Raw genomic sequence first — 19961 nt, 5'->3', positions numbered from 1 at the left:
TCACCTCACCGGTACGGCGCGTCGAGCTCGATTGCTTTCGCAATCTCGCGTTCCCAGCGGTCGCCATTGGCGAGCAGCTTGGCCTTGTCATAGTAGAGTTCCTCGCGGGTCTCGGTCGCGAATTCGAAATTCGGTCCCTCGACGATGGCATCGACCGGGCAGGCTTCCTGGCACAGGCCGCAATAGATGCATTTCACCATGTCGATGTCGTAGCGCACCGTGCGGCGGGTGCCGTCGTTGCGGCGCGGGCCGGCCTCGATCGTGATCGCTTGCGCGGGGCAGATCGCCTCGCACAGCTTGCAGGCGATGCAGCGTTCCTCGCCGTTCGGATAGCGGCGCAGCGCGTGCTCGCCTCGGAAGCGCGGCGAGATCGGGCCCTTCTCGAACGGATAGTTCAGCGTCGGCTTTGGCTTGAAGAAATAGCGCATGGCGAGAAAGAACGCCGATACGAATTCGCTCAAGAGAAGCGCACGGGCCGTTGCGTTGACGTTGACACTCATGATGGCCTCACTTCGGCGCAATGCCGGCGAATTGCAGCACGCCGGCCACAATCACCACCATCGCCAGCGACAGCGGCAGAAACACCTTCCAGCCGAGCCGCATCAGTTGATCGTAGCGGTAGCGCGGCACGATCGCCTTCGCCATCGCGAACAGGAAGAACATGAAGAACAGTTTCAGCGCGAACCACACCACGCCCGGGATCCAGGTGAAGGGCGGCAGCGCCACCGGCGGCAGCCAGCCGCCGAGGAACAGGATCGTCGCCATCGCGCACATCGTGGTGATCGCGACATATTCGCCGAGCATGAACAGGAGATACGGCGTCGAGCCGTATTCGACCATGAAGCCCGCGACCAGTTCGGATTCCGCTTCCACCAGATCGAACGGCGGGCGGTTGGTCTCGGCCAGCGCCGAGACGTAGAACACCACGAACATCGGGAACAGCGGCCAGACGTACCAGTTCAGGATGGTAAGCTGCGGCAATCCGATCAGGCTGGCGAAGCCTCGGGCATTCTGCGCCTCCACCACCGCCGAAAGGTTAAGCGAACCGGCGCACAAGAGGACCGTGATGATGACGAAGCCGATCGAGACTTCGTAGGACACCATCTGCGCCGCCGAGCGAAGCGCGGCCAGGAACGGGTATTTCGAGTTCGACGACCAGCCGGCCATGATGATGCCGTAGATCGACAGCGACGAGATCGCGAAGATGTAGAGGATGCCGACATTGATGTCCGAGATCACCCAGCCAAGATCCATCGGGATCACGGCCCAGGCGGCCAGCGCCAGGATACAGGACACCAAGGGCGCAAGCAGGAACACGCCCTTGTTGGAGCCGGACGGAATGATCGGCTCCTTCAGCACGAACTTCAGAAGGTCCGCGAAGGATTGCAGAAGGCCCCAGGGGCCGACCACGTTGGGGCCGCGGCGGATCTGCACCGCCGCCCAGATCTTGCGGTCGGCGAGCAGGATGTAGGCGATCGCGACCAGCAGCACGACGAGCAGCAGGACGCTCTGCGCCACCATCACGATCAGCGGCCAGAGAAAGCCGGTCCAGAACGGGCTTGCGAACAAATCAGCCATCAGATCACGCTCACTCCGCTGCCGTCAGCATTCGCCCGGCCGCCAGCCGGGAACATTCCGCCATCACCGCCGAGGCCCGTGCGATCGGGTTGGTCAGGTAAAAATCCTCGACGGACGATTTCAGCGGGCTCTTGTCGACCTTGCCGCTCTTGCCCGCCAGCGCCTTGACCTGCTCGGCCTTGCCGGGCTCGATCTGGTCGATCCGCATCAGATGCGGCACGGCCTTGAACAGGGCCTGGCGCAATGCCCCGAGCGAGTCATAGGGCAGCTTCTTGCCGAGCACATCCGACAGCGCCCGCGCGATCGCCCAGTCCTCGCGGGCTTCCCCGGGCGGGAACGCCGCGCGGGCGGCGATCTGCGCCCTGCCCTCGGTGTTGACGAAGAGGCCGGATTTCTCGGTATAGGCCGCGCCCGGCAGGATGACATCGGCGCGATGCGCACCGCGGTCGCCATGGGTGCCAATATACACCACAAACGTGCCGTCCGGCACCTTCACCTCGTCGGCCCCCAGCAGGAACAGCACGTCGAGCGTGCCGAAGGTCGTCATCTGCGCCAGGGTCAGGCCGCCCTTGCCAGCCGAAAAGCCGATATCGAGCGCGCCCGCGCGCGAGGCGGTATCCTGCAGCACGGCAAAGCCGTTCCAGTCGTCCTTGAGCGCGCCCGTGCCCGCCGCGACCTTGGCCGCCAGCGCCAGTACCCCTGCGCCGTCGTGCCGCGACAGCGAACCGGCACCGACCAGCACCATCGGGTGCTTGGCGCCCTTCAGCACCTCGGTGAAGGAATGCTTGCCGCTGGCGAGGTCATTGAGCGTATCGGTGCCCGCGCCGAGATAGTCGTAATCATAGGTGAGATCGGCCTTGGGGCCGACGAGCGCGACCTTGAGCTGACCGGTGCGCCAGCGCTTGCGGATGCGCGCGTTGAGGACGGCGGCTTCCTTGCGCGGATTGGCGCCGATGATCAAGAGCGCGTCGGCCTGCTCGATCCCGGCAATGGTCGGGTTGAAGATGTAGGTCGCGCGGCCGAGCTTCGGGTCGAAGGCGTCGCCGCCCTGCACCGCCAGGTTGGTCGAACCATATTGTCCGAGCAGATCCTTGAACGCGAACATCTCCTCGACCGCGGCGAGATCGCCGGCAATGGCGCCGATCCGCTTGCCGTCGCTCATCTTCACCTTGGCCGCAACCGCCGCGAACGCCTCCTGCCACGACGCGGGGCGCAGCTTGCCGTTATCGCGGATATAGGGCCGGTCGAGCCGCTGCGTGCGCAGGCCGTCGACGACGTGACGGGTCTTGTCGGAAATCCACTCCTCGTTCACGGTCTCGTTGATGCGCGGCAGGATCCGCATCACCTCGCGGCCGCGGGTGTCGACGCGGATCGCAGATCCCACGCCATCCATGACGTCGACCGACTGCGTCTTGCCGAGCTCCCACGGACGCGCGGCGAACGCATAAGGTTTCGAGGTCAACGCGCCCACCGGGCAGATATCGACGAGATTGCCCTGCAACTCGGAGGTCAGCGCCTGCTCCAGATAGGTCGTGATCTCCATGTCCTCGCCGCGGCCGGTGGCGCCCATTTCCGGGGCGCCGGCGACTTCGGCGGAGAAGCGGACGCAGCGCGTGCACTGGATGCAGCGGTTCATCGAGGTCTTGACCAGCGCGCCGAGATACTTGTCCTCGACCGCGCGCTTGTTCTCGGCAAAGCGCGAGGTGTCGACTCCGTAGCCCATCGCCTGGTCCTGCAGGTCGCACTCGCCGCCCTGGTCGCAGATCGGGCAATCCAGCGGGTGGTTGATCAGCAGGAACTCCATCACGCCTTCGCGCGCCTTCTTCACCATCGGCGACCGCGTCGAGATTTCCGGCGGCTCGCCCTTCGGTCCCGGGCGACAGTCGCGCACGCCCCAGGCGCAGCTTGCGACCGGCTTCGGGCCGCCCTTCACCTCGACGAGGCACATCCGGCAATTGCCGGCGATCGACAGCCGCTCGTGGTAGCAGAAGCGCGGAATTTCTGCGCCCGCGGCCTCGCACGCCTGCAACAGCGTGAATTCTGCGGGTACATCGATCTCTTTGCCGTCGATGATGAGTTTGGTCATTGCGGTCTCAGGTCTTTCCCAGCTTGCAGTCTGGCGGTGTAACGCTGGCGGTCTTCAGCGACGCCCTGATCCATTGCTGGGTCTCGGCGCCATAGGTGGCGAGATAGGCCGGCTGCGCCGCATTCTTCTCGCACAGGAACGGCAGGTGCGGCTTCAGGTCATAATCGCAGGAGGCCAGCCACTCGCGCTTTCCTGCGAATGCACCGATCGCTTCCTCGCAGGCGTAGAGGAAGTAGGTAACGAAGCTCTCGTACTGCACCTGCTCATCGCGGCCGCTAGCCTTGATCTTCTCGTAGTCCGGCTGCGCGAATTTCGGATTCTTGAACGCCAGATCGGTGTAGCCCAGGAACGCCTGCCGCGCGCTGGACGCGCGATTACCGGTGCGGATTTCGTTGATCTGGAACAGTATCGCAACAAAGCCGAGCAGCGCCACGGTCGCCTGCGCCATCTGCGCCAGCGTCCCGTATCTCTGCCACCAGAAGCTCGGTTGCAACATCGCGATCACTCCGCCGCGACCATGTTCACGGGATCGCGCACGCCAACGTCGTCAATATCCGCCTTGTGCGAATACTGGGCGATCCGCTCCTCGATCTCGTGACGGAAATGCGAGATCAGGCCCTGGATCGGCCAGGCCGCGGCGTCGCCGAGGGCACAGATCGTGTGTCCCTCGACCTGCTTCGTCACCTCCAGCAGCATGTCAATCTCGCGCTTGTGGGCGCGGCCCTCGGCCATGCGCGTCAGCACGCGCCACATCCACCCCGTGCCCTCGCGGCAGGGCGTGCACTGGCCGCAGCTTTCGTGCTTGTAGAAATAGGAGATGCGCGCGATCGCCCGGATCAAATCGGTCGACTTGTCCATCACGATCACGGCGGCGGTGCCGAGGCCCGAGCGAAGCTTGCTGAGACTGTCAAAATCCATCGGCGTGTCGATGATCTGCTCGGCCGGCACCATGCGCACCGACGAGCCGCCGGGGATCACCGCCTTCAGATTGCCCCAGCCGCCGCGAATGCCGCCGCAATGCTTTTCGATCAGCTCGCGGAACGGAATCCCCATCGCCTCTTCGACGTTGCAGGGCCGCTCGACATGGCCGGACACGCAGAACAGTTTGGTGCCGACATTGTTGGGCCGGCCGATCGCCGCGAACCACGCCGCGCCACGGCGCAGGATGTCCGGCGCGACCGCAATCGATTCGACGTTGTTGACGGTGGTCGGGCAGCCATAAAGGCCGACATTGGCCGGGAATGGCGGCTTCAGCCGCGGCTGGCCCTTCTTGCCTTCGAGGCTTTCGAGCAGCGCAGTCTCTTCACCGCAGATATAGGCGCCGGCGCCGTGGGCGACATAGACGTCGAACGGCCAGCCATTGACGTTGTCCTTGCCGACCAGTTTTGCGTCATAGGCCTGGTCGATCGCGGCCTGCAGGCGCTCGCGCTCGCGGATGAACTCGCCGCGCACATAGATGTAGCAGGCATGCGCATTCATCGCGAAGCTTGCGAGCAGGCAGCCTTCCACAAGCAGATGCGGATCGTGCCGCATGATCTCGCGGTCCTTGCAGGTGCCGGGCTCGGATTCGTCGGCGTTGACCACGAGATAGCTCGGCCGGCCGTCGGTGGATTCCTTCGGCATGAACGACCATTTCAGGCCGGTCGGAAAGCCCGCCCCGCCGCGGCCGCGCAGGCCGGAGGCCTTCATCTCGTTGATGATCCAGTCGCGGCCCTTGTCGATGATAGCCTTGGTGCCGTCCCACGCGCCACGGCGGCGCGCGCCCTCAAGCCCCCAATCGTGGAGGCCGTAGAGGTTCTTGAATATGCGATCCTTGTCGTCGAGCATGACTTGAAGCTTCCTAGCGGATCAACGATTGGACTGCGCGTAGGCCAGGCCCGCGGCGCATCCGCCGAAGGTCAGCGCCCACAACAGGCTGGATTCGAGCGTGTTGTTCAGCCCGTAATGCTGCAGCAGAAAGATGAATGCCGCCGCCGCGACGGCGTGCATGCCGATATAGCGCCAGTTCTTCATCGCGCTGACCCTCCCCGGCCCGCTCACGGGCAATGTGGCGTTACGCGTCATGTGGATTCCTTCAGCGTCGTCGGCCCGCCCGCCGGCGCCGAGAACTGACGGTCGGTCTGCGGTCCCGGCTTCGGCGGGTTGCCCGACGCAAAGCCGTCCAGCACCTTGCCGAAGGTTTCCTTGGTCAGGTCCTCGTAGGTGTCCTTCCAGATCTGCACCATCGGCGCGTTCACGCAGGCGCCCAGGCACTCGACCTCTTCCCAGCTGAAATTGCCGTCCTTCGACAGATGGAAGGGATCGTGATGGATGCGGCTCTGGCACACCTTGATGATGTCCTCGGCGCCGCGCAGGCGGCACGGCGTGGTGCCGCAGACCTGGACATGGGCCTTCTTGCCGACCGGCTGGAGCTGGAACATGGTGTAGAACGTCGCCACTTCCAGCACCCGGATGTAGGGCATATCGAGCATGTCGGCGACCACACGGATCGCGGCTTCGGAAACCCAGCCCTCATGCTGCTCCTGCGCGCGCCACAAAATCGCGATCACGGCGGAGGCCTGACGACCCGGCGGATATTTGGTGATCTGCGCCTTGGCCCAGGCGAGATTCTCGTCCGTGAACGCAAAGCTCGCGGGCTGCAATTCCTTCGGGGCAAGGCGGCGGACGGACATCGTTCAGTCTCTCATTGCACGCGGCGCGCGGCTTTCGCATTGAGCGCATCGATCCGGGCGAGCCAGAATGCACTTGCGGTGCCGAACACGTTGTAGCCGACATGGGTTGAAACCTTGATTCGATCCAGAATCGAAAGGTCGGTCACGGTTTCAAGGCGATGGCTGCGCGGATCGTACACGATCAGCTTCAGCGATTGGTCGAGGATGTAGCGCGAGACGGTATGCTTGGGGTCGTTGCCGTGCTCCTCGCACAACAGCACGCTATCGGCCTGCATCAGCCGCGCGCCGCCCTTCATGGCTTCAATCTCGACGCCCTCGACGTCGAGCTTGATCAGGTACTTGCCGCCGGGCTCGACCTTACCGTCGTCAAGCAGATTATCGAGCGCGATGACAGGCACTTCCTCGCCTGCCGACTGGTCGCCGGCGATGCTGAACGCCTCGTGCTTGGTGCCGGACAGCCGCGCGGTCCCGCGGGCGGCACCAATCGCGCATTTCATGACTTCGAAACGATTGCCGTTGATCCTGGCGTTGTTGGCAAGTTTTGGAAAATTCTGCCCCGACGGCTCGATCGCGATCGCCTTGTGCGATCCGAACGGCTTGCTCGACACCAGCACCGACCAGTAGCCGTAATTGGCGCCGCAATCGAGCAGCGTGTAGTCGACGTCAGCGGAGTCCTGAAACAGCAGTTCTAGTTCGTTCTCGTAACTATAGGTGCGGTTGAGCAGCTTGCTCCAGTAGCCGTCGCCATAGGGAAATTCGAACGTGGCGTCGGGATTGAGTTTGATCTGGATGCCGCGCTCCGGCAGCGTCGTGCGCAACAGGTTGGCGCACATGTTGTAGCCGCGGTGCGAGAAATTCGACGCCACCTTCGACCCCAGCACCAGCGCCACCGCGGCCAAACGCTCCCACGCGTTCGCACCCGCAAGTACGCCCGAAGCCCGGTCAAACTGGATGGGCGCCTGCGCCATCACCGATCGACCTCTCCGAACACGATGTCGAGCGAGCCGAGAATGGCGGAGACGTCGGCGAGCAGATGGCCCTTGCAGATGTGATGCATCGCCTGCAGATGGGCAAAGCCCGGCGCGCGGATCTTGCACTTGTAGGGCTTGTTGGTGCCGTCGGAGACCAGATAGACGCCGAACTCGCCCTTCGGCGCCTCGACCGCGGCGTAGACCTCGCCGGCCGGCACGCGCATGCCCTCAGTGTAGAGCTTGAAGTGATGGATGAGCGCTTCCATCGAGCGCTTCATCTCGCCGCGGCGGGGCGGCGCGATCTTGTTGTCCTCGACGACGACCGGCCCCTGCCCGTCAGGCGCGCGCAGTTTCGCGATACACTGTTTCATGATGCGCACGGACTGGCGCATCTCTTCCATGCGGATCAGGTAGCGGTCGTAGCAGTCGCCGTTCTTGCCGATCGGGATGTCGAAATCCATCTCGTCATAGCACTCATAGGGCTGCGCCTTGCGCAGGTCCCAGGCCGCGCCGGAGCCGCGCACCATGACGCCCGAAAAGCCCCACTCCCAGGCTTCCTTCAGCGACACCACGCCGATGTCGACGTTGCGCTGCTTGAAGATGCGGTTGCCGGTCAGGAGCGTTTCGAGGTCGGCGACCACCTGCAGGAACGGATCGCACCAGGCCTCGATATCGTCGATCAGCTTCGGCGGCAGGTCCTGATGCACGCCGCCGACGCGGAAATAGGCCGCATGCATGCGCGAGCCGGAGGCGCGCTCGTAAAACACCATCAGCTTTTCGCGCTCTTCAAAGCCCCACAGCGGCGGGGTGAGCGCGCCGACGTCCATCGCCTGCGTGGTGACGTTGAGCAGATGCGACAGGATGCGGCCGATCTCGCAATAGAGCACCCGGATCAACTGGCCACGCCTCGGCACGGTGATGCCAAGCAGCTTCTCGGCCGCGAGACAGAACGCATGCTCCTGATTCATCGGCGCGACATAGTCGAGCCGATCGAAATACGGGATCGCCTGCAAATAGGTCTTCTGCTCGATCAGCTTTTCGGTACCGCGATGAAGCAGGCCGATATGCGGATCGACGCGCTCGACGACTTCGCCGTCAAGCTCCAGCACCAGACGCAACACACCGTGCGCCGCCGGATGCTGCGGTCCAAAGTTGATCGTGAAATTGCGCAGGTTCTGTTCGTTCATGGTCAGGCCTTCGGCTCCGCCTTCTCATCGCCCGGAAGCGGATAGTCGGCGCCTTCCCATGGCGAGAGGAAATCGAATTTGCGGAATTCCTGGTTGAGACGGACGGGTTCGTAGAGCACCCGCTTCTCCTGGTCGTCGTAGCGGACCTCGACGAAGCCGGTCAGCGGGAAATCCTTGCGCAACGGATGGCCGTCGAAGCCGTAATCGGTCAGCAGCCGCCGCATGTCGGGATGGCCGGTGAAGATCACGCCATAGAGATCGTAGGCCTCGCGCTCGAACCAGTCGGCGCCCGGAAACACGTCGATGATCGACGGCACCTGCGTGTTCTCGTCGGCCTCGGCGCGGACGCGGATGCGCTCGTTCAGCGTCGGCGACAGCAGATGATAGACCACGTCGAAGCGCTTCTCGCGGCCGGGATAGTCCACCGCGGTCACATCGGTGATGTTGACGAAGCGCATGGCGGGATCGTCGCGCAGGTACTTCATCACCTCGACGATGCCAGCCGCATCGACCGTAACCGTGAGCTGGTTGAACGCTACCGCATGGGCGCTGGCCGCGCCGCCAAGCGCGCTAACAATCGTCTGCCCAAGGGCCTCGAGCTTGCCGTCGTCCATTACCTAAAACCTTAGCGTTCGATGGTCCCGATGCGCCGGATCTTCTTCTGCAGCAGCAGCACGCCGTAGAGCAGCGCCTCCGCCGTCGGCGGGCATCCGGGCACGTAGATGTCGATCGGCACGATGCGGTCGCAGCCGCGCACGACCGAGTAGGAATAGTGATAGTAGCCGCCGCCGTTGGCGCACGATCCCATCGAGATCACGTAGCGCGGCTCGGGCATCTGGTCGTAGACCTTGCGCAGCGCCGGCGCCATCTTGTTGGTCAGCGTGCCCGCGACGATCATGACGTCGGACTGCCGCGGCGAGGCGCGCGGCGCAAAGCCAAACCGCTCGACGTCGTAGCGCGGCATCGACACCTGCATCATCTCGACCGCGCAGCAGGCGAGGCCGAACGTCATCCACATCAACGAGCCCGTGCGCGCCCAGGTGATCAGATCGTCGGCGGCGGCGACGAAGAAGCCCTTGTCCGAAAGCTCGTGGTTGACCTCGAGGAAGAACGGGTCATTGGCCCCGACCGGCTTGCCGGTCGAGGGATCGAGAATGCCCTTCGGCGCCTGCGCGATTGCCGGCGAAGAGCCTGTTGCTGTCGGGCTCAATCCCATTCGAGCGCGCCTTTCTTCCATTCATAGGCAAAGCCGACCGTGAGGACGGCGAGGAACACCATCATCGACCAGAAGCCGGTGGCCCCCAGCTTGCCGAACGCGACCGCCCACGGGAACAGAAACGCCACTTCGAGGTCGAAGATGATGAAGAGGATCGCGACCAGGTAGAAGCGCACATCGAACTTCATGCGGGCGTCATCGAATGCGTTGAATCCGCATTCATAGGCGGAGAGCTTTTCCGGGTCCGGCTGCTGGAACGCGACCAGGAACGGAGCGATCAGGAGCGCCAGACCGATCAGGCTCGCCACTCCGATAAACACGACCAGTGGAAGATAATTTTGCAGGATGCCGGTCATCGGCGGTGCCTTTTCCTGCGGTTTTGAGCGGCCGCAGATTCGTTGATTGGAATTATTCTTGCCTTAGCGCAGCGCAACAGAGGGCGCAAGACAAGCCGCCCTGACGCCCAAGCCCGCCCCGGATGCGTTGGCAGAACACCAAAAAGTGTTGCGTTCCTGCCTCTCCCGACCAACGCAAGGCGAGCGGCATGGTGCCCCGAATTTCAGTTCAAATCCTTCTCATCGGCGAGCATCTGGGCAGCCGTATCCGTGAGCCGGTCGATCTGGTCGAGCAGCACCCCCAGCTCGTCCTTGCCGAGCTGTTCCAGGAGACGCCGGTTGCGCTCCTGCGCCCCCGCCACAATCGCATCGTGGGCGGCCAGCCCCGCCTTGGTCAGGCAAACCAGGGTCTCGCGGTTGTCCCGCGGATTGACCTCCTTGGCCACCAGCTTGCGCGCGACCAGTTCCGCCAGCGCCCGGCTGATCTGCCCCTTGTCCATGCCGACCGCTTCGGCGAGCCGGATAACGCTCATCGGCGGGCGGCGGCCCAGCGAGGCCACCAGGCCGAATTCCACCGAGGACAGCCCCGTCAGCCGCTTGTAACGCAGGATCGCACCGCGCTTGAGCAGGTTCGCCAGCACCATCAGCCGCGATGACATCATCGCGGTAATCGGCGCCAGCTCCGCGGCGTCATCGGCTGCGGATAATGGCCCGGTCTGCTTTCCCAGCTTGCGGCTCATTTGCAAACCTCTGCCAACAAAGCGGCCTGGTGCCAAGACCAATGCCAAGACCGATGCCAAGACCGATGCCAAGACCATCTAGCAAGACCATCCGGCACGGCCGTCGCGCGAGTCCCGCGGATAAGACCATCGAATAGGGTCATCGGATAAGCTAATCGAAAAATCGTTGACATTGTCATCGATTGTGCGTTCACTGACTGGAATACGTCAACGACCGCGGCGCCAATGCCGTGGCGGGAGGAAACGGGATGACCATCACGCAGCGGGATCGCGATCTCGGGACCGGCTACGCCATGAAGCCGTCCACCACCCGGACCGAGCTGACCTCGGTCGGCCGCGGCACGCCAATGGGCGAGCTCTTGCGTCGCTACTGGCACCCGGTCGGGCTTGTGTCCGACGCCGCCGATATCCCCAGAAAAGTGCGCGCGCTCGGCGAGGACCTGGTGCTGTTTCGCGACCGGCACGGCCGCGCCGGCCTCTTGCATGCCCGCTGCTGCCATCGCGGCACCACGCTCTATTACGGCAAGGTCGAGGAAGACGGCATCCGCTGCTGCTATCACGGCTGGAAATTCGACACCGAGGGCCATTGCCTCGAACAGCCCTGCGAGCCCGAGGGCGGCCTGTTCAAGGACAAGGTGCGGCAGCCCTGGTACCCCGTCGAGGAACGCTACGGCCTGATCTTCGCCTATCTCGGACCGGCCGAGAAGAAGCCGGCGCTGCCGCGCTACGAATGCCTGGACAAGATGGACGACGGCGAGTTCGTCGAGGCGGACGATTCCTCGATCGGCGGTGGCGGTCCCGCAATCATCCCCTGCAACTGGCTGCAGCATTTCGAGAACGTGGTCGATCCCTACCACGTCCCGGTGTTGCACGGCTCGTTCTCGGGGCCGCAGTTCACCAACATGATGGCCTCGATGCCGGAAGTGAAGTTCGAGATGTCGTCGCGCGGCGTCACCGTGCGCTCGATCCGGCATCAGGACGACGGCAAGGTTTTTTACCGCGTGACGGAAGCCGCCCTCCCCACGCTGCGTGTCGTGCCCAATCCGCGCGTCGCCCAATTCGCCCGCGTCGAATCGATCGGCTGGACGCTGCCGATCGACGATACATCCTTCCGCATCTATGTCGCTGGCCGCGTGAAGAATTCCGGCGACATCGGAAGGATGCGCTCCAAGTTCAACGGAAAATTCTGGTGGGACATGACCGAACGGGAGCACCAGCAATTCCCCGGCGATTACGAGGCGCAGGTCGGCCAGGGCCCGGTGACGCTGCATTCGGAGGAGCATTTCGGCCAGAGCGACCGCGGCATCCTGATGATCCGGCGGATGCTGAGCGATCAGCTCGTGGCGATGGCCGAAGGGCGCGATCCGATCGGCGTCTCGTTCGAGCAAAACGCGCCGCCGGTGGAATTCGAGGCGGGGAATTTCATTCGCGACGCGTGAGACGGCTGATTCAGCAAAAAACAAAATTCAGGGGGAAAGCATGGTCGATATCGCACCGCAGGCGGCCGCTCCAGCGGAAGCCACCGCACGGCCCTCGCTCCGGCGATATTACGTGCTCGCCCTCTTGACCGTCGTCTATGCGCTGAACTTCCTCGACCGCACCATCTTCAACGTCCTGATCGAGCCGATCAAAAAGGAGTTTGCGCTCAGCGACACCACGATGGGGCTGCTCGCCGGATTCGGCTTCGTGCTGTTCTATTCGCTGCTCGGCATCCCGATCGCGCGCATCGCCGACCGTTATAACCGCCGCAACATTGTGACGATCGCGCTGGCGTTCTGGAGCGCGATGACGGTGTTTTGCGGCATGGCGCAAAGCGTGGCGACGCTGGCACTGGCGCGCATCGGCGTCGGCATCGGCGAATCCGGCGGCACGCCGGCCTCGCAGTCGATCATTGCCGACCTCTTCAGCAAGAACGAACGCCCGCGCGCGCTCGGCATCTTTGCCATCGGCACCTATCTCGGCGTGTTCCTCGGCTATTTCATCGGCGGCTACATCAACCAGTACTACGGCTGGCGGATGGCGTTTTATACCGCGGGCCTGCCGGGCCTCGCGCTCGCCGCGGTCCTGTGGCTGACGGTCTCCGAGCCGAAGCGCGGCGCAATGGCGGAGACGTTCACGCCGGAGCCGATCGGGCCGACGCTTTCCTTCCTCGCCTCGCAGCGCACCTTCGTCGTCCTGCTCGTGGGCTTCTGCCTGACCACCTACACCAACTATGCGACCTCGGCCTGGATCCCGCCGTTCCTGGCGCGCGTGCATCATCTGTCGAGCGCCGAGATCGGCACCTATGCCGGGACGTTCAAGGGACTGTGCGGCATCGCCGGCACCCTGCTCGGCGGCGTGATCGTGGCCCAGATCGGCCGCAGCGACGATCGCTGGAAGCTGTGGGCGCCCGCGATCACCTCGGGCCTCGCCGGGCCGGTGTTTGCGGTTTGCATGCTGACGCCGGACTTCGCCACCATGGTGGTGACGCTGGCGGCGACCTCGTTCCTGGCCGGCTTCCAGCTTGGCCCGATCTTCGCGATCGCGCAGACCGTCGCCAAGCCGAGCATGCGGGCGCTGGCCTCGGCGATCATGCTGCTGATGGCGGCCGGATTCGGCCAGGGAACCGGCCCGCTCGCCGTCGGCATGCTCAACGACGCGCTGAAGGCTGATTTTGCCGCTCACGCCGTGCGCTATTCGTTGCTCTCGGCCGCCGTCACCAGCGTGCTCGGCGCGATGCTTTTCGTCTGGGCGGCGCGGTCAATCCGGGGCGATATCGAGCGGGCAAGCTGATCCGGGCTCGCCTTCACCCCTCCTCCCATTGTTTTCATTATAGTTTTTGTCCTAGCCAGCCCTCGCAATGCGCGCATCGATACCGCCGGAACAGCCTGTATGTGATCTACATCACAGATGATTTGGCAGAAAATCGGCGAAAAACCGGCCGAATGAAACCATTTTGCCGAAACCGCGAAACGATCCTGAAACACACGCGGCGTACCTATCTCGCCAACAGAGGATGCCAAAGGCGTCCGGGAGGCATTAGATGAACCATTCATTTCACTCGGCAGATCGCGGCACGCATTTGAAGATCGTGGTCGTCGCCTTGGTTGCAGGCATCGCGGTTGCGGCGTTCGGCATTTCCGCCCGGACCGGCGCGGATTACAGCCAGACCGCCCAGGTCGTGAAGGCCGGCAAGCCGGTGGTTGTCACCAGCTCGAGTATCTCGACCGTCCGTTAAGCGGCATCGGTATTATTGGAATAAAAATGGCCGCCCTCAGGCGGCCTTTTTGTTTGCGGTGGTCTCGGAGACCAGCATCAAGCCATTGAAAAATGGCGCGAGAGACGGGACTCGAACCCGCGGCCTCCGCCGTGACAGGGCGGCGCTCTAACCAACTGAGCTACTCCCGCGGATGCCGTAATCAGATCCTGATCCGCGCAGAACCGAGGGCATAAAGGCCCGCTCCCGCTTAGTCAAGGACGTTGCGAACACCTGCGCCAAACGGGCGTTTCTACGATTTCGATGCAAATTGCCGCCTGTTTCCGGGCAAACTGGCGTAGGCAGCGATCGGCCGAATCGTCTAAGGCCAGTGACGTCCGGGTTTCTTGAAACCTTCCCGCCCCGATCGTGCGGAATCCCGGGGTTTCGGGTCACCACGCACTGCATTTTTTCAGCGCGGACCGGCATTCAACAACGCTCAAGCCGTTCAACCAACGAGGAGGGCCAGATATGGCGAAGAAAGCGGCGTCTCCAGCCACCATCACACTCAAGCATCTGGCGGCAGCGCTCGCCGAGGAACATGACCTGTCGAAAAAGGCCGCCGAGGCGATCCTGACCGACATGGTCGGCAAGATCACCAAGCACCTGAAGAAAGGCGAGCGTATCCGGATCGTTGGGCTCGGCATCCTCCAGGTCCGCAAGCGCGCCGCCCGCATGGGCCGCAACCCCGCTACCGGCGAACCGCTGCCGATCAAGGCCAGCAAGAAGGTCGCGTTCCGCGCCGCCAAGGAACTCAAGGAAGCCGTCTGACCCGACGCTCCCGCTGATCCGACCAAAAGCGCCATTCCGGCGGGGACCCGGAATGGCGCTTTTCTGTTATAGAGCGCTCTCCTTGCTCATCTTTTCTGGGATCGTCATGCCGGTCACCCCCCTCGCCTTCACCCACGATGTCACCGAGCGCTTCCTGCGCTATGTCGTGATCGACACCCAGTCCGATCCGAATTCGCCGACCTGCCCTTCCACCGAGAAGCAGAAGAATCTGGGCCGTCTGCTGGCGTCGGAACTGCAGGCGATGGGGCTCAAGGACGCCCATCTCGACGAGCACGGCTATGTCTATGCAACGATCCCGGCCAATACCGACAAGAAGGTGCCGGTGATCTGCTTCTGCTCGCACATGGACACGTCGCCGGACTGCACCGGCGCCAACGTCAAGCCGCAGATCGTAACGGAATACCGCGGCGGCGACATCGTGCTGCCGGCCGATTCCACCCAGGTGATCCGCGCCGCCGACCATCCGGCGCTCGCCAACCAGATCGGCCATGACATCATCACCACCGACGGCACCACCTTGTTGGGCGCCGACAACAAGGCCGGCCTCGCCGAGATCATGGATGCGGCGCGGTTCCTGATCGAGAATCCGCACATCAAGCACGGCACCATCAAGATCCTGTTCACGCCCGATGAAGAGATCGGCCGCGGCGTCGACAAGGTCGACCTGAAGAAGCTCGGCGCCGACTTCGCCTACACGATGGACGGCGAAACCGCCGGGAATATCGAGGACGAAACCTTTTCGGCTGATGGCGCCACCATCACCATCGAGGGCGTCTCGACCCATCCCGGTTTTGCCAAGGGCAAGATGGAGCACGCGATGAAGATCGCCGCCGCCATCATCGACCGCCTGCCCAAGGATACCTGCTCGCCGGAGACGACCGAGGGCNAAGGAAGGCTTTTTGCACCCGATCGGCATGTCCGGGCAGTTGGAGAAAGCCANCCATCGGCTTCATCGTCCGCGATTTCACCGATCAGGGTTTGACGGAAAAGGAAGCCCTGCTCGAAGGCATCGTCAAGGACGTGATGAAGGACTATCCGCGCTCGACTTACCGGATGGAGGTCAAGCAGCAATACCGCAACATGAAGCAGGTGATCGACCGCCACCCGGAGACCGTCGACTACGCCATCGAGGCGATCAAACGCGCCGGGCTAGATCCGGTGCGAAGCTCGATCCGCGGCGGCACCGACGGCTCGCGGCTGTCGTTCATGGGCCTGCCCTGCCCCAACATCTTTGCCGGCGAACACGCCTTCCACTCGCGGCTGGAATGGGTGAGCCGCCAGGACATGGAAAAGGCGGCCGAGACCATCGTGCATCTCGCCATGATCTGGGAAGAGCGGGCTTAGAGAGTTCAGCGCAGCTCTTGCCGCGTCATTGCGAGCGCAGCGAAGCAATCCATAGCGCGGCAGAACGGAAAGATGGATTGCTTCGCTGCGCTCGCAATAACGCGTGGAGCGCGGCTGCTTTGGTCCCAACTACGACGCTCGCGCCGTTACGATCCACACCGACGCCGGCAACAGCACCGCATCGCCCTTTGCAAACGGCGTCAGCGCTTCACGAATGGAAGCAGCGGCGGCGACGCGAAGTTCTTCCGGCTGCCCCTCCAGCGCGCGGCTCACGGGGCCGATTTCGAACGCGCTCTGCACCGCGCCGTCGAGGCCGCGGCCGATCGCGGCGTCCAACAACAGCGGGCACGCTTCCATTTCAATTCCGGTAAAACCGGCCTCGCCGAGGATCCGGTGAACGCGCGCTTCAGAGGCAAACGCAAACGGACCGGGATCTTCCGGCCCCATCTGCGGCAGTTTTGGCACGTGCTTGTAAGCCGCCATCAGCGGCGCCATGAAGAACGGATTTTCGCGCGGCTCACGCCAGCACGCGAACGCCAGGCGTCCCGCGGGCCGCAGTGCTTTCCGCATGTTCGTAAACGACAGCGCGGGATCGGCAAAGAACATCACGCCGAACCGCGAAGCCAGCACATCGAAACTGGCAGGCTCAAATGGATGGATGGTCGCGTCCGCCAGCACGAACTCGACCGGCAAATCCTTTGGCGCGCTCTGCCGCGCCCGCTCCAGCATCGGACCGGATATGTCGACGCCGAGCACATGGCCTGACGGCGCGACCTCTCGCGCGAACGCAATCGTCGTGGCGCCACTACCGCAGCCGACGTCGATGACGCGCTCGCCGGGCTTCAGCTTCGCCCGGTCGATGACAAGATCGGCGATCGGCCCCAAGACGATGTCCTGCGCCGTCTGCCGATCCGCCCAGCGCTGGCCGGCCGGACCGTTCCAGTAGGCGACCTGGTCGGCGTTTTGTTCGTGGCTTGCCGGCGTATCCATTTGCGCACTCCTTCTTTTCAAACGTTCATCGCGGCCGTGCCAGACCGTTCACGCCGTATCATCGCCGCATCTTTGCCGTGATGCCACTTCGTTCGTTCATCTACCCCGGGATTTGGGATCATCATTACACCTTCGTGCATTTTATCCGGAACGATATCGCTCTCTTCGCGTGTTCTATTGGCGCAAGGCTCTTGCGCCGACACTACAACCTGGAGGGATCAAGATGAATGGAATGCGCAAATATGCCTTCGGCGCCGCAGCGGCAGCCGCTCTTTTTGTAATTCCGATTTCGGCCTTTTCTCAATCCATTGAAATCGGACCGGGAGGTGTCCGAATGGATCGAGGCGGCGGGCGTTGCGAGCAATTAAGGCTTGCCTGCGAAAACAAGGACGCGCTGGGAGAGCGAGGCGAAGGAAATTGCCGCCGATATCGGGAGGCCTGCGGGCGACCGGTTCGGACGGACATGTGCGCCGAATTGAGATCTGCTTGCCTCAACAAGGATGCGTTGGGTGAACGCGGCGAAGGCAATTGCCGTCGGTATCGCGAGACTTGCAGAGGTCGCCTGTAGAGCTGTTGCGGGGTGGTGCTGCATCGCTCGGCACCGCCCCGCGCCGGCCGCCGGACCATTCAAGTATGTGATCTGGTCGGCGTTTGGATCGTGGGATTCAAGGGTCCCCATGCGTGCTGTTCCAGAGCACTGCATGTAAAAAAAATCATATGGACAAGGACTCATCCGGACAAGAATGTCTGGTCGCGGTTGACCGGAGGTTGTGCGCGGGCAAGTATATCGCAATGAAGTCGCTGTCTGCCGATCAAACCATGCGTCCAACGACCGAACCATCCTATCGTCCCTATACAACCAAGTTCGACAGGGAAGTTCACGCCAAAGACATCGATTCGGTTCTTGGCCATCTGCACTTCATCAACCGAGCGAAACTGGATCAGGCATGGGATGCCCTGCAATCGGGTTTACTCCCCTGGAAAACCCAACTGCACATCAAGGCCGCCGAAGCCGCCGCGCGGATAAGGAGCGCCTTGAGCGAAGACGAACGCGCCGATACGGCGGTGTCGCTCCTGATCGATCAATCGGGATCCATGCGCGGTCAAAAGATGCTCTTCGCAGCCGCGACGGCTGACGTCGCTCAGGAGTTTCTGCTGGCGCTGGACCTCACCTGCGAGGTGCTCGGCTTTACGACATCGCGCTGGAGGGGTGGCCGTTCCCGCAGTCGGTGGCGCTGGCGTTTCAGGCCATCCAGCCCAGGCAGACTGAACGATATCCTACACATTGTTTACAAGAGCGCCGACGACCGACGCGCCAGTACCGGCGGTTGGGAATTTCGGCAAATGCTGCGGCCGGACCTGCCGAAGGAAAACATCGACGGAGAAGCACTGCAATGGGCGGCGAAGCGCCTGCTCGCTTTGCCGCAACGACGAAAAATCCTCGTCATTTTGTCTGATGGCGCGCCGGTAGACGATTCCACCCTCATGGAAAACAGCTCCACGTACCTAATGGACCACCTTCGGAGCACGGTGCAGGCCATAGTTCAGGCGGGCGAAATCGAATTGGCCGCCGTGACAATCGACTACCGCCCCGATGTTGCCTACCCCGTATCGAGCTTCGTGGATGCGCCGGATGACCTTGGCCCGGCCTTGATCGCCATTCTGGAGCAGCTTCTCGCTGGAGCAGCCTCTGACGGAAAGTGAGCGGACGAATGAGCTCGGTAGCGGTCCGCCTACCGATCGGTGTAAACGATGACACGAAAGCTTTCATCACAGGTCACCCCGAGACACCAATGTGCATCATCTGGAGGATGCGGGCCTTAGCAACATCATCGATTTCCAGAGAGCATCCGCGCGCCGCCGGAGCCGATCACATAGAAAGCGCAACCGTTAGCCGCTTGCAGTTCATGCAAGACATGAGGCGCTAACGCGGAATTAATCTCATCAGCCTAAAATCCCGGGCAGTTCTAGTTGGGTGTCGCGTAAAGGAGCCGTCGCGTGGGACGATCCAGCGACGGCTCCTTTTTTGTTCACTCATTTGGGGGTTAGTGCACGTGACCAGTACATCGGAAAAGCAGAGCCAAACCGAGCAACCCGAAGCCGCGACACCGAGCAGGCAATCGAGCCGGAAATCGGTCCTGGCGTTCGCGCTGGTCGCTCTTGGAATAAACACGACTGCGGCCGTCTATACACTGTCGCCTGATTCCGTTCTGCAGAACATCAGCAGTTTGCCGGATATCAGCCGCCTGGCCGAATTGCTTCCGCACCCGAAAGCTTCCGATCCAACTCCGGATCCGGCTGTCGCCGCGTTGAAGGATATTCGGTCGGTTCAGCAGCAACACGTTGCCTCCCTGCAAGAGAATAATTCCTTGTTGCTGCAAAACGCAGCTCTGCTTCAGCAGGATTCGATTTCGCTTGCTTCTCTGCGACAGAGCGTCGTGGATGAGCAGGTCATTGTGAAGAAGATATCCTCGCAGATTGCGGACGAGCATGAAGACGTGAAGAAGATCTCTGCGAAGATCTCCACGCTCATCGCGAAGGTCGACTCGCTGCAGAACGCAATAGCCCCGGAAGTAACTTCCTCCATCTCGACAAGGCGCGCTCAAAACCGCCTGTCCCGAGTAGCGCGCAAGAAGATGGCTCAGCAGTCCAAACCTCTAGGGCCGGTTTCGGTCGGCGGAGCCCCCCTTAGTGTCCCGGCGACCACGTCAAGCCCACAGGGCTGAAGAAACCGGAGAGCGAGGCGTAGGGTTTTGGTCCCGCGCCTAACCTCTTGTTTAAACGTCCAGACGCAGACAACCGGCGAAGTATGAGC

The 19961-nt window shown here is 62.8% G+C and carries 21 protein-coding genes, 1 tRNA gene and 1 pseudogene; 8 read left to right on the top strand and 15 right to left on the bottom strand.

Features of this window, described 5'->3' with window-relative positions; all coding sequences use genetic code 11:
* Positions 1–5: 5 nt before the first annotated feature.
* The 13 genes from nuoI to CQ14_RS04110 form a co-directional block, all read right to left on the bottom strand.
* Entirely contained in the window at positions 6–500 is a 495-nt protein-coding gene (gene nuoI / locus CQ14_RS04170) for an NADH-quinone oxidoreductase subunit NuoI (RefSeq protein ID WP_057840541.1), read from the bottom strand.
* Between the two features lie 7 nt (positions 501–507).
* Entirely contained in the window at positions 508–1578 is a 1071-nt protein-coding gene (gene nuoH / locus CQ14_RS04165; protein WP_057856670.1) for an NADH-quinone oxidoreductase subunit NuoH, read from the bottom strand.
* A gap of 10 nt (positions 1579–1588) precedes the next feature.
* Entirely contained in the window at positions 1589–3664 is a 2076-nt protein-coding gene (gene nuoG, locus CQ14_RS04160; RefSeq protein WP_057856669.1) for an NADH-quinone oxidoreductase subunit NuoG, read from the bottom strand.
* A 7-nt stretch (positions 3665–3671) separates the two neighbouring features.
* On the bottom strand, positions 3672–4160 hold the full coding sequence (locus tag CQ14_RS04155; RefSeq protein WP_156434674.1) for a hypothetical protein: 489 nt from the start codon (positions 4158–4160) through the stop codon (positions 3672–3674).
* Positions 4161–4165: 5 nt separating this feature from the next.
* Complete coding sequence (gene nuoF, locus CQ14_RS04150; protein ID WP_057856667.1) at positions 4166–5491, bottom strand: NADH-quinone oxidoreductase subunit NuoF; 1326 nt, start codon at positions 5489–5491, stop codon at positions 4166–4168.
* A 21-nt stretch (positions 5492–5512) separates the two neighbouring features.
* Positions 5513–5728 carry a hypothetical protein gene (locus CQ14_RS43230; RefSeq protein WP_057856666.1) on the bottom strand — a complete coding sequence of 72 codons (216 nt, stop codon included), beginning with the start codon at positions 5726–5728 and terminating at the stop codon, positions 5513–5515.
* Positions 5725–6336, bottom strand: a complete 612-nt coding sequence (nuoE, locus tag CQ14_RS04140) for an NADH-quinone oxidoreductase subunit NuoE (protein ID WP_057856665.1) — start codon at positions 6334–6336, stop codon at positions 5725–5727. Before nuoE ends, CQ14_RS43230 begins: the two co-directional genes overlap by 4 nt.
* An 11-nt stretch (positions 6337–6347) precedes the next feature.
* Positions 6348–7304, bottom strand: coding sequence for an FkbM family methyltransferase (locus tag CQ14_RS04135; protein ID WP_057856664.1), 957 nt, complete (start codon positions 7302–7304; stop codon positions 6348–6350).
* Positions 7304–8494, bottom strand: coding sequence for an NADH-quinone oxidoreductase subunit D (locus CQ14_RS04130; protein WP_057856663.1), 1191 nt, complete (start codon positions 8492–8494; stop codon positions 7304–7306). The genes CQ14_RS04135 and CQ14_RS04130 overlap by 1 nt, the downstream gene beginning before the upstream one ends.
* A gap of 2 nt (positions 8495–8496) precedes the next feature.
* Positions 8497–9108: an NADH-quinone oxidoreductase subunit C gene (locus CQ14_RS04125; RefSeq protein ID WP_057856662.1), complete on the bottom strand. Its 612-nt coding sequence runs from the start codon at positions 9106–9108 to the stop codon at positions 8497–8499.
* Between the two features lie 11 nt (positions 9109–9119).
* Positions 9120–9710: a NuoB/complex I 20 kDa subunit family protein gene (locus CQ14_RS04120; RefSeq protein WP_057840497.1), complete on the bottom strand. Its 591-nt coding sequence runs from the start codon at positions 9708–9710 to the stop codon at positions 9120–9122.
* The gene (locus CQ14_RS04115; RefSeq protein WP_057856661.1) at positions 9701–10066 is read right to left on the bottom strand and encodes an NADH-quinone oxidoreductase subunit A; all 366 of its coding nucleotides are present in this window, start codon (positions 10064–10066) and stop codon (positions 9701–9703) included. Before CQ14_RS04115 ends, CQ14_RS04120 begins: the two co-directional genes overlap by 10 nt.
* A 203-nt stretch (positions 10067–10269) precedes the next feature.
* Positions 10270–10785, bottom strand: coding sequence for a MarR family winged helix-turn-helix transcriptional regulator (locus CQ14_RS04110; RefSeq protein WP_057856660.1), 516 nt, complete (start codon positions 10783–10785; stop codon positions 10270–10272).
* A gap of 248 nt (positions 10786–11033) precedes the next feature.
* On the opposite strand from CQ14_RS04110, the gene CQ14_RS04105 reads away from it, so the two are divergent.
* The 3 genes from CQ14_RS04105 (at position 11034) to CQ14_RS04095 (ending at position 14002) form a co-directional block, all read left to right on the top strand.
* Positions 11034–12224 carry an aromatic ring-hydroxylating dioxygenase subunit alpha gene (locus CQ14_RS04105; RefSeq protein ID WP_057856659.1) on the top strand — a complete coding sequence of 397 codons (1191 nt, stop codon included), beginning with the start codon at positions 11034–11036 and terminating at the stop codon, positions 12222–12224.
* Positions 12225–12264: 40 nt separating this feature from the next.
* Positions 12265–13557 (top strand): spinster family MFS transporter, encoded by a 1293-nt coding sequence (locus tag CQ14_RS04100; protein ID WP_057856658.1) that lies wholly within the window; start codon positions 12265–12267, stop codon positions 13555–13557.
* A gap of 250 nt (positions 13558–13807) precedes the next feature.
* The gene (locus tag CQ14_RS04095) at positions 13808–14002 is read left to right on the top strand and encodes a hypothetical protein (protein ID WP_057856657.1); all 195 of its coding nucleotides are present in this window, start codon (positions 13808–13810) and stop codon (positions 14000–14002) included.
* A 93-nt stretch (positions 14003–14095) separates the two neighbouring features.
* On the opposite strand, the gene CQ14_RS04090 is transcribed toward CQ14_RS04095, so the two are convergent.
* A tRNA-Asp gene (locus tag CQ14_RS04090) sits at positions 14096–14172 on the bottom strand.
* 319 nt (positions 14173–14491) lie between these two features.
* Between CQ14_RS04090 and CQ14_RS04085 the strand changes: the two genes are divergently transcribed.
* From CQ14_RS04085 to CQ14_RS45660, 3 genes and pseudogenes are all read left to right on the top strand, one after another.
* Positions 14492–14791 carry an HU family DNA-binding protein gene (locus tag CQ14_RS04085; protein WP_057856656.1) on the top strand — a complete coding sequence of 100 codons (300 nt, stop codon included), beginning with the start codon at positions 14492–14494 and terminating at the stop codon, positions 14789–14791.
* Positions 14792–14897: 106 nt separating this feature from the next.
* Positions 14898–15698, top strand: a pseudogene (gene pepT / locus CQ14_RS45665) (peptidase T); the annotation flags it as partial.
* Positions 15699–15752: 54 nt separating this feature from the next.
* Positions 15753–16156: M20/M25/M40 family metallo-hydrolase (locus CQ14_RS45660; RefSeq protein ID WP_245320183.1), on the top strand; the 404-nt coding region annotated here is incomplete at its 5' end.
* Positions 16157–16285: 129 nt separating this feature from the next.
* On the opposite strand, the gene CQ14_RS04075 is transcribed toward CQ14_RS45660, so the two are convergent.
* Positions 16286–17146 carry a class I SAM-dependent methyltransferase gene (locus CQ14_RS04075; protein WP_057856655.1) on the bottom strand — a complete coding sequence of 287 codons (861 nt, stop codon included), beginning with the start codon at positions 17144–17146 and terminating at the stop codon, positions 16286–16288.
* Positions 17147–17863: 717 nt separating this feature from the next.
* On the opposite strand from CQ14_RS04075, the gene CQ14_RS04070 reads away from it, so the two are divergent.
* Positions 17864–18850, top strand: coding sequence for a cobaltochelatase CobT-related protein (locus tag CQ14_RS04070; protein WP_057856654.1), 987 nt, complete (start codon positions 17864–17866; stop codon positions 18848–18850).
* 350 nt (positions 18851–19200) lie between these two features.
* On the top strand, positions 19201–19872 hold the full coding sequence (locus CQ14_RS04065) for a hypothetical protein (protein ID WP_347337115.1): 672 nt from the start codon (positions 19201–19203) through the stop codon (positions 19870–19872).
* Positions 19873–19961 lie beyond the last annotated feature (89 nt).

This window comes from Bradyrhizobium lablabi (genome assembly GCF_001440475.1).
Lineage (GTDB): Bacteria > Pseudomonadota > Alphaproteobacteria > Rhizobiales > Xanthobacteraceae > Bradyrhizobium > Bradyrhizobium lablabi.
Note: the sequence above shows the minus strand (reverse complement) of the source record. Positions and strands in the feature narration are given on the sequence as shown.